The organism is Rhodoferax sp. UBA5149, assembly GCF_002413825.1.
In the GTDB taxonomy this organism is placed as follows: Bacteria; Pseudomonadota; Gammaproteobacteria; order Burkholderiales; family Burkholderiaceae_C; genus Rhodoferax.
The window spans coordinates 9348-19020 of record NZ_DHXT01000013.1 but is presented as its reverse complement, the minus strand read 5'-3'; the positions used below and the strand labels follow the sequence as shown (position 1 = coordinate 19020).

Annotated in this window: 10 protein-coding genes and 1 pseudogene; 6 read left to right on the top strand and 5 right to left on the bottom strand. The window is 58.4% G+C overall.

The genetic code is table 11. The features are described 5' to 3' along the window. On the bottom strand, positions 1 to 341 hold a 341-nt coding region (locus B3V69_RS01015; protein WP_296442967.1), incomplete at its 3' end, for a 2-oxoacid:acceptor oxidoreductase family protein. A 310-nt stretch (positions 342 to 651) separates the two neighbouring features. On the opposite strand from B3V69_RS01015, the gene B3V69_RS01010 reads away from it, so the two are divergent. Next, positions 652 to 1152: a hemerythrin domain-containing protein gene (locus B3V69_RS01010; RefSeq protein ID WP_296442964.1), complete on the top strand. Its 501-nt coding sequence runs from the start codon at positions 652 to 654 to the stop codon at positions 1150 to 1152. Here B3V69_RS01010 and B3V69_RS01005 read toward each other — a convergent pair. Beyond that, entirely contained in the window at positions 1117 to 1941 is an 825-nt protein-coding gene (locus tag B3V69_RS01005; RefSeq protein ID WP_296442962.1) for an SDR family NAD(P)-dependent oxidoreductase, read from the bottom strand. The genes B3V69_RS01010 and B3V69_RS01005 overlap by 36 nt on opposite strands. 133 nt (positions 1942 to 2074) lie before the next feature. On the opposite strand from B3V69_RS01005, the gene B3V69_RS01000 reads away from it, so the two are divergent. Further along, positions 2075 to 3118: an NADP-dependent oxidoreductase gene (locus tag B3V69_RS01000; RefSeq protein ID WP_296442960.1), complete on the top strand. Its 1044-nt coding sequence runs from the start codon at positions 2075 to 2077 to the stop codon at positions 3116 to 3118. 85 nt (positions 3119 to 3203) lie between these two features. Here B3V69_RS01000 and B3V69_RS00995 read toward each other — a convergent pair whose 3' ends face one another. The 3 genes and pseudogenes from B3V69_RS00995 to B3V69_RS00985 form a co-directional block, all read right to left on the bottom strand. Further along, positions 3204 to 4379: a serine hydrolase domain-containing protein gene (locus B3V69_RS00995; RefSeq protein WP_349679191.1), complete on the bottom strand. Its 1176-nt coding sequence runs from the start codon at positions 4377 to 4379 to the stop codon at positions 3204 to 3206. Between the two features lie 101 nt (positions 4380 to 4480). Further along, positions 4481 to 4615: pseudogene (locus B3V69_RS00990) on the bottom strand (methionine synthase); the annotation flags it as partial. A gap of 98 nt (positions 4616 to 4713) precedes the next feature. Then, a complete protein-coding gene (locus tag B3V69_RS00985; protein WP_296442958.1) occupies positions 4714 to 6447 on the bottom strand; it encodes a long-chain fatty acid--CoA ligase in 1734 nt (577 codons plus the stop codon). Positions 6448 to 6769: 322 nt separating this feature from the next. Between B3V69_RS00985 and B3V69_RS00980 the strand changes: the two genes are divergently transcribed. The 4 genes from B3V69_RS00980 to B3V69_RS00965 all read left to right on the top strand — a co-directional run. Continuing rightward, the gene (locus B3V69_RS00980) at positions 6770 to 7669 is read left to right on the top strand and encodes an amino acid ABC transporter substrate-binding protein (RefSeq protein WP_296442956.1); all 900 of its coding nucleotides are present in this window, start codon (positions 6770 to 6772) and stop codon (positions 7667 to 7669) included. A gap of 80 nt (positions 7670 to 7749) precedes the next feature. Then, the gene (locus tag B3V69_RS00975) at positions 7750 to 8472 is read left to right on the top strand and encodes an amino acid ABC transporter permease (RefSeq protein WP_296442954.1); all 723 of its coding nucleotides are present in this window, start codon (positions 7750 to 7752) and stop codon (positions 8470 to 8472) included. 1 nt (position 8473) lies between these two features. After that, positions 8474 to 9142: an amino acid ABC transporter permease gene (locus B3V69_RS00970; RefSeq protein WP_296442952.1), complete on the top strand. Its 669-nt coding sequence runs from the start codon at positions 8474 to 8476 to the stop codon at positions 9140 to 9142. A gap of 15 nt (positions 9143 to 9157) precedes the next feature. After that, positions 9158 to 9673: amino acid ABC transporter ATP-binding protein (locus tag B3V69_RS00965; protein WP_296442950.1), on the top strand; the 516-nt coding region annotated here is incomplete at its 3' end.

Below are 9673 nucleotides of genomic sequence, written 5' to 3'. Positions count from 1 at the left end.
CGAAAGTCTTTGACGAATTCCCCCAAACCGAGCTGCTCGAATGTGTGGGTGGTATTGATCAGGATGTAGCCGTCTTTTTTCAGGCCGCTGAGCACGTCCACCTGATGCAGCAGGGTCGGATCCTGAATGATGAGCGCATCGGGCTGCATGATGGGCTCGCGCAGTCGAATCTCCTTGTCGTCCATGCGGCAAAACGCCACCACCGGCGCCCCCGTACGCTCCGAGCCGAAACTGGGAAAGGCCTGTGCATGCCGACCTCCGAGAAACGCCGCGATGGACAGCATCTCGGCGCCAGTCACAACCCCCTGACCGCCGCGTCCGTGAATTCGTACTTGAAACATTGTTGGCCTTTCATCATGAGGACATGCCACAAAATATGGCCCGCAACATGAATTTTTCACAACACAAAATCGTATCTCATGAATAAAATAGGCTTTTGATTGAAATCAATCGTTATCAATACAGGGGATAGCGTATCCATTCACACTGAATCGCGTTGCCGTGACGATTGAAACGTCGGCAATTCATCTTGTGCTACCCGGTAAATCAGGCGCCACTGCGGCGATGGCCGCTTCATAACTTTATGACTCTCGTCAAACTCCCGACACCGGATTACCGTATGCTGTGAGAAATTTTTCAGGGAATATCAGCATGTCCACACTGCAATGGTCTGATTCGCTCGCGCTCGATTTGCCCTTCATGGACGACACACACCATGAATTTGTCGACTTGCTGGCCACCGTCGTCAACGCATCCGACGACGATCTGCTAACCGCCTGGCGTATCTTGATTGAACACACCGACGATCATTTCGGACGTGAAGACCAATGGATGCAGAGCACCCATTTCTCATCCAGCAACTGCCATTCGACGCAGCATGATGTCATTCTGCAGGTGATGCGCGAAGGCGGCAAACGCGGGCAGGCCGGGGATCTGGGTGTGGTGCGTCAAATGGCCCACGAACTCGGCATCTGGTTTCCGCAACATGCACAAAGCATGGACGCGGCACTCGCCTTGCACCTGCGCGGCGCAGGCTTCGACCCGGTCACGGGCATTGTTCACGCGCCCCAAGCGCTACCCCACGAAGTCATTCATGGCTGTGGCGGCGCCAGCTGTTCAAGCCCGCAAAGCGCCGCTCAACAGACCGCCTAATCGCCGCACCAGCCACTTGGGGCTGCCGCGCGACACAATCATCGCCGCTTGGTTGATCGCGCCGGGTACACAAATCACATCACCCTTCATGCAGGCGTCGAAGGCCTGCCGGGCAACATCGGTGACGTCCCCCACAAGAAAGTCCGGGATCTGGCTGACCTTGGCGTTAACGTTCTTGGCCTCGCTCAGCATGGGGGTGGCGGTAATGCCAGGGCACAAAGCGGTGACCGTCACGCCCGAGCCCTTGAGTTCTTCGGACAGCGACTCCGTCAATGACAACACATACGCCTTGCTCGCCGCATAAGTGGCCAGGGTAGGCACCGGCTGGAATGCCGCAATGGAGGCGACATTGAGTACGCGCCCCATCGCCCCACTGGCAGCGCGCGCCACCATGCCCGGCACGAAGGCTGACAGCATGGCCGTCAGGCCACTGATATTCAAATCGATCATCTGCTGATGAAGCGCGGGCTTCATGCTGACAAAACTGCCCTGCCCCAAAACCCCGGCATTGTTCACCAACACGTTCACCGTGCGGCGCTTGCGTTGGAGGGTGGCCGCAAGCCTTGCTGGCGCGCCGGGCTCTGACAAATCAGCCACTTGCACGAGAACCACAACGCCATACTTGCGCCCCAACTCGTCTGCCAGTGCACGCAATTTGTCACCGCTGCGGGCGACCAATACCAAATGATGACCGGCATCGGCAAAACAATGCGCCAGTGCTTCGCCAATGCCGGACGAGGCGCCGGTGATCAGGGTGGTCAGCACGGGCTGGGTCAATGTCGCAGGCATGACAATTTCTCCTTCAGTGCGCACAACGCGGCTGCAAGCATTATCCCCTTCGGCTGTACGGCTGTCGCTTTCGCTACCCACCCACGTGTCGCCTGCCGCTAGCATTCAACGGTTTCACATTCCGGAGTTTTCCATGTCCACACTTGCCACCCTGACCAACCACCAGATTCGCCTGGCTGCCCGCCCCGTCGGCATGCCCACCCGCGCCAACTGGCAAAGCACCACCGAGGCGGTCGCGGAGCCCGCCCAGGGCGGCGTGCTGCTCAAAACATTGGCACTGTCGCTCGACCCCGCCATGCGCGGCTGGATGAATGAAGGCAAAAGCTACATTCCACCGGTAGGTATTGGCGAAGTCATGCGTGCCGGGGGCGTCGGCCAGGTGATTGCGTCCAAAAACCCGGGCTTTGCCGTTGGCGACTACGTCGCTGCCGGCTTCGGCATCCAGGAGTATTTGACGCTGGCAGAAGCCGACTTCAAACGCAGCGGACTGGTCAAAATTGACCTGAACGTGGGCACCCTGACGCAATGGCTCAACGTACTGGGCATGCCCGGCATGACGGGCTATTTTGGCCTGATGGACGTGGGCCAGCCCAAGGCGGGCGAAACCGTGGTGGTGTCCGGCGCTGCCGGTGCCGTCGGCCAGACCGTCGGCCAAATGGCCAAGATCAAGGGTTGCCGCGTGGTCGGCATCGCAGGGGGCCAGGCCAAATGCGACTGGGTGGTCAAAGAACTGGGCTTTGACGCCTGTATCGACTACAAGGCCGGCCCCAGCGCCGTCAAGGAAGGACTGAAACAACATTGCCCGGCCGGTGTCGACATCTACTTCGACAACGTGGGTGGCGAGATTCTGGACACCGTCCTCACCCGCATCAACCGCGGCGCCCGCATCATCATCTGTGGCGCCATCAGCCAGTACAACAACACGACGGCCGTGCAAGGCCCCAAGAACTACCTGAGCCTGCTGGTCAACCGTGCCCGCATGGAAGGCATCGTGGTGTTTGACTATGCCGATCGCTACCACCTGGCGGTAGCTGAAATGGCGGGCTACCTGAAGGACGGGCGCATGAAAAGCAAAGAAGACATCGTGAAAGGACTGGACACCTTCCCCGAAGCCCTCATCAAGCTCTTTACGGGCGAAAACTTTGGCAAACTGGTGCTGCAGGTGGCCGAGGCTTGAGACTGGCTACCGCTATAAAATAGATAGCTGCTGACGCCTATAGAACGTGGGCTAGCAGTCTATTTTATAAATATTAGAGAGTCCGTCAGTCCACCAGCGTGGCGTACACCAGATCGCGAAACAGCATCCGGTAGTACTCACGCTGGTTGGGGGCCTGCAACATCAGGCAAGCAAACAGGTCTTCGGCCGGATCGACAAAGAAAGTCGTGCCCGCCATGCCACCCCAGAAATAAGTACCGACTGAACCCGGCACCGTTGCCACGCCCAAGTCCTTGCGGACCGCAAAGCCCAGGCCAAAGCCATGGCCGAGCGGCAACAAGGCGCGCGATGCCCCGCTGTTCACGGGAATGTCCCCCAGATGGTCAGCGGTCATGAAATCGACGGTTCGTGGCCCCAACAGGCGCACGCCATCGAGTTCGCCCTTGTTCAACATGAATTGCAAAAACCGGGCGTAGTCCATCGCCGTCGAAGCCAGACCGCCGCCGCCCGACTCCAGCGCCGCGTCTTCGCGCACGTCGATCACCCGCATCTGCACGCCACCCTCGGGGTCGCTGGCAAAAGGCTCGGCAATGCGGCCGTGGTGTTGCGCTGGCACGAAAAATCCGGTGTCGGTCATGCCCAGCGGCGTGAAAATGTGCTCTTTAAGGTAGGCCCCCAGTGTCTGGCCACTCACCACTTCAAGGACACGCCCCAGCACATCCGTGGCACGGCCGTATTCCCACAGGGTGCCGGGTTCGAACATCAGCGGCAAGGCCGCCAGTTCATGGGAAAACTCGGCATTGCTGCGCTCGCGCGAGCCGATCCGGGTCTGGGCATATTGCCGCTGCACCGGTGCATTGCCCATGAATTCATAGGTCAGTCCGGCCGTGTGGCGCAACAAGTCCTGAATCGTCGCCATCTGGCGCACGGCCTGCAGATTCACAGACCCGTCAGTCAGACTGGCCACCTTCTGCGTCGCGTATTCGGGCAGGTACTTGGCGACCGGGTCGTTCAGCAGCAATTGCCCCTGCTCCATCAACATCATGGCCGCCACCGACACGATCGGCTTGGTCATGGAGTAAATGCGAAAAATGGCATCCCGCGCCATCGGGGTGCTGGTCGCCGGATCCTGCGCCCCCAAGGCTTCAAACAAGGCCAGCTTGCCGTGCCGGGCAATCAGCACAACCGCGCCGGGCAGGCGCTGGCGATCCACCTCGGCTTGCAGCACTTCCATCAGCCGCTGGGTGCGCTGCGGACATAAGCCTGCTTTCTCGGGTGACACGGCTGGCAGCGCCGAACCAGAGGAAATTGTGTGAGCGTGCTCGCGGCTCATGACGCTGACACGCTATTTTTTGGAACGAACTGCCATGCTCTTCCAAGGGTGATCCACGGCAGGCTCGCATCAGTCTTGGCTTGCTGCAATTCGGCGCCCGACGCCTTCCATTGAGGCCAGCGCTGTTGCGTCTGCGAAAGCCAGGCCGGTTTGGGCAGGCTGCCCGCGATCGATGTATGAAACACGTTAGTCTCCAAAAAAATACCACCACCACCCAGACTTATTCAGCTTGGGCGATCCCCATGCGGTTACGGTCGGTCAAAGGCAGTGTCGCATGACTGCCTCACTTGCCTTCCGCTTCCTGCAATGAGCGCCACATCACCTTGCCCGCACCGCTCTTGGGCAAGGCATCCACAAACTGCACGACACGCGGCACTTTGTAGACCGCCATGTTGTCGCGGCACCAGGTGATGATGTCCTGTTCGCTGACGGTGCCTTTGTGGGATGGGCGCAGGACAATCACCGCCTTGACCGATTCACCCCGATAGCTGTCTTTGGTGGAAATAATGCAGGCTTCCTGCACCGCCGGATGCCCGAACATCAGCGCCTCAACCTCGGCGGGCCAGACCTTGAAGCCGGAGGCGTTGATCATGCGCTTGAGCCGGTCCGTCAAGAAAAAATAGCCGTCCGCGTCGACATACCCCAGATCGCCAGAGCGGAAGAAACTTTTGCCCTCGAATTCAATGAAGGCCGCCTCCGTGGCGTCCGGCCGCTTCCAGTAGCCCTGAAAGACCTCCGGGCCATGAATGATGATTTCGCCCTGCGCACCCATTGGCATTTCTGCCAAGGTGTCCGGGTCAATCACCCGCGCGTCGGTGCTCATGAAGGGAATCCCCAGGCACTGCTGTTTGGGTGCGTCCGGCGGATTGCTGTGGGACGGTGCCGCAGTCTCCGTCAGGCCGTAACCTTCCACATAACGCAAACCAAACTGCTCCAACAGGCGTTGCGCCACCGCCTGCGGCATGGCCGCACCACCGCCGCCAATGTAGACCAGGCTGGAAAGATCGTAACTCTCAAAGTTGGGGCTACCCAGCAGATCAATCACCATGGTCGGGATATTGGTCCAGTGCGTCACCTGCCAGCGTGATATCAGGCGACCCGCCAGTTCGCGGTCCCAACGCGGCATCATGATGAGCGTGGCGCCGGCCCGAATGCTGGTGTGCATCAGGCTCACCATGCCGGTGATGTGGAACATGGGCACGACCGTGAGAACCACGTTTTCCACCGAGCCATTGCCCCACAGGCCGCTGGCTATGGCGTTGTGCATGATGCTGGCATGGGTATGAATGCATCCCTTGGGCAAGCCGGTGGTGCCACTGGTGTAGGGAAGAATGGCCAGATCGGCTGGACCCACCGTCAATGCTGGCGCGGCGGAAGTAACACTCAACGCCGCCTCCCAGCTGAGCACTTGGCCATCCCGCAGACTGGGGAGCGCGTGACGCGTCTGGAGCCAGTCTGTCCAGGCGGCAGGCGGCGCATTGTCACCCGCAACATGGGCGTCAAACGCATCGGTGAAATGCGTCACCAGCAGGTGTGACAGCCTTTGTGCGGGTGGCAGGGCATCGCTGGCCCGCGCCAGTTCAGCAGCCAGATCGGACGTGGTAATGGCAAACTTGGCGTCCGGGTCGACGATGTAGTGTTTGAGCTCTTCGACACGGTTCATGGGATTGACCGGCACCACCACGGCGTTCGCCCGCAAAATCGCAAAGTGCGCAATCACCAATTGCGGACAGTTTTGCATATTGAGCACCACCCTGTCACCTTTTTTGACCCCCAGCCCTTGTAAACAGGCCGCGAGCCGCTCTGCTTTTTGTAGCACCTCGGCATAGCTGAAGACGCGTCCAAAAAAGACGAGCGCCGCTTTTTCCGGGTAACGACGGGCACTGGTCTCCAAGTTGTCCCACAACGATGTGACCGGCAGCGTGATCGCGTGGGGCAGCCGCTTCGGCCAGAAACGATAGTGAGCCCGAACATCCGGCTTGACCCTGGGGTCCAAAGAACTTGAAGACTGGTTCATATGGCAATGCTTTCTTGATCAGAGGTGAACAGTAACTTAAAACCCGGCGCGAGCAAAGGATACGGGAGTTAACATGCACCAGAAGGCACCCATTGTCACCGTCGGGACGCGAAGCGAATCGGGTTATGAACTTCTTGCATGGATTGCAAGAGTAAACCCTGACACCTTCAAGCACGGGCCACAGTAAAGTACTGATGTGGCGTGATCAAGTGAAAAATTCTTTCAGGCAAGCTATGTGCTTAGACTACGTCGCTTGGGCTGCACAGCGATTCACCAACCATCTTTTGTCTTGCCTTACCAACGCTTTCAACAAGGAAATTTCATGAAGAAACAGTTTCTCGCTCTTGCCGTTTTAGCCACCATGGGCGTCGGCGCTTATTCGCAGGCAACGGACACCATCGCCAAAGTCAAGGCCTCAGGCGAAATCACCATGGGCGTGCGTGACTCGTCCGGTGCGCTCTCCTACACCTTGGGCGACGGCAAGTACGCTGGCTATCACGTGGAGATTTGCCAGCGCATCATTGCCAATCTGGAAAAAGTCGTTGGTAAAAAAGTGGCCGTGAAGTACCTGTCTGTGACTTCACAAAACCGCATTCCCTTGGTGCAAAACGGTACGGTGGACATTGAGTGTGGCTCAACCACCAACAACGCGACCCGCCAGAAAGACGTGGCCTTTGCGCTCACCACCTTCGTTGAAGAAGTGCGCATGGCCGTCAAGGCCACCTCGGGCATCACCAGCATTACCCAGCTGAATGGCAAGAGTGTAGCCACGACCACCGGCACCACATCGGTGCAGATGCTGCGAAAAAACCAGCGCGCCAATGGCATCGACTTCAAGGAAGTCTTTGGCAAAGACCACGCTGAAAGCTTTTTATTGCTCGAATCCGGCCGCGCCGATGCCTTCGTGATGGATGGCTCTATCCTGGCCGGCAATATTGCCAACGCCAAAAATCCGGCTGACTTCAAAATCGTGGGCGAGGTACTGTCCGTCGAGCCGATCGCCATCATGATGCGCAAGGGTGATCCAGCCTTCAAAAAACTGGCCGACGACACCATCCGTGAAATGGCCAAGTCCGGAGAGATCGCCAAGCTCTACGACAAGTGGTTCATGCAGGCTATTCCCCCGAAGAACACCAAGGTAGGTCTGGCTGCCAGCGCAAGCATTAAAGCCGCCTGGGCCACGCCCAACGACAAGCCGATGGAAGACTACGCCAAGAAATAAACCAGCAGGCGTCTTATGAAACCGACCCCGCCTGGCCTTTGCCGTAGCGGGGTCTTTTTTTAACCCTGACGGAGCACGACATGACGTGGGACTGGCAAGTATTTCTCAATGACGATGGCAGTGGCCGCACCTATCTTCAATGGATGTTTAGCGCTTGGGGCTGGACCCTCGCAGTGGCGGGCTGCTCCTGGGTCGTAGCGGTATTGATCGGTGGCTTCATGGGTACCCTGCGGACCTTGCCAGATAGCCCGTGGCTGGTTCGTTTGGCCAACGTCTGGGTCGAATTTTTTCGAAACATCCCCTTGCTGGTGCAAGTATTTCTCTGGTACTTTGTCGTGCCCAAAATGTTTCCTGCCTTCCAGCAAGTGCCGGGGTTCATTTTGGTGGTGTTCGCCTTGGGCTTCTTCACCTCCGCCCGCATTGCCGAGCAGGTACGGGCCGGCATCCAGACCTTGCCCAAGGGCCAGCGATATGCCGGCATGGCGCTGGGATTTACCACCCTGCAGACCTATCGCTACGTAATTCTGCCGATGGCGTTTCGCATCATCTTGCCGCCCTTGACCAGCGAATCGATGAACCTGCTGAAGAACTCATCCGTGGCGTTTGCGGTATCCATTGCCGAACTCACCATGTTTGCGATGCAGGCGCAAGAGGAAACCTCGCGCGGCGTGGAGGTGTACCTGGCGGTGACGGCGCTGTATGCGCTGTCGGCGTTCGCGGTCAATCGGGTATTTGCCCTGATTGAGAAAAAGACACAGATCCCTGGCTTTATTGTTGCCGGTGGCACAGGCGGAGGGCACTGACATGTTGGGCCTTGACCTCGGCTTTTTCAATTGGGATATCTTCAGCAAATTTGTCCTGAGCGGCTTGCGCTTCAGTGTGCAGCTGACCCTGGTCGCCACGCTCGGCGGCATCGTTTTGGGCACGCTGCTGGCGCTGATGCGCCTGTCAGGCAAAAAGGCTTTCATGCTACCCGCCATCGTTTATGTCAACGGCATGCGATCCATTCCGCTGGTGATGGTCATCCTGTGGTTCTTTCTGTTGATCCCCCTCCTGATCGGCCGGCCGATGGGTGCGGAACTGTCAGCCACCATCACCTTCATCGCCTTTGAGGCCGCGTATTTCAGCGAAATCATGCGCGCGGGTATCCAGTCCATCCCGCGTGGGCAGGTGTATGCGGGTCAGGCCATCGGAATGACTTACAGCCAAAACATGCGTTATGTGGTGTTGCCGCAAGCGTTTCGCAACATGCTGCCGGTGCTGCTAACCCAAACGATCATCCTGTTTCAGGACACCTCCCTGGTCTATGCCATTGGTGCCTACGACATGCTCAAGGGCTTCAGCACCGCCGGCAAGATATATGGCCGCCCGGAGGAAGCGTATTTACTGGCCGCCGTGGTCTATTTCGTGATTTGTTTTGCCCTGTCCTGGCTTGTCAAGCGACTGCAGGCCAAGATCGCGATCGTTCGCTAAGCATCGGAGAGCAATATGATTGAAATGAAAAATGTGTCCAAGTGGTATGGCCCGGTGCAGGTGCTGAGCGACTGCTCTCTCAAGGTCAACAAAGGTGACGTGGTAGTGGTGTGTGGTCCTTCCGGGTCGGGCAAGTCCACCTTGATCAAGACCATCAATGCGCTGGAGCCAATCCAAAAAGGCAGCATTCAGGTGGATGGCGTGCCCTTGCATGACCCGGCGACAGACTTGCCCAAGCTGCGTTCCCGCGTGGGCATGGTGTTCCAGCACTTTGAGCTGTTTCCGCACCTGTCCGTGACCGAAAATCTCACGATTGCGCAGATCAAGGTGCTTGGTCGCAGCCCCGACGAAGCCAAAATCCGCGGTCTCAAGATGTTGGACCGTGTCGGGCTGATGGCGCACAAAGACAAGTTTCCTGGTCAACTCTCGGGGGGGCAGCAACAGCGCGTGGCGATTGCCCGAGCGCTGTCGATGGACCCCGTCGTGATGCTGTTTGACGAGCCCACGTCCGCGCTCGACCCCGAGATGGTC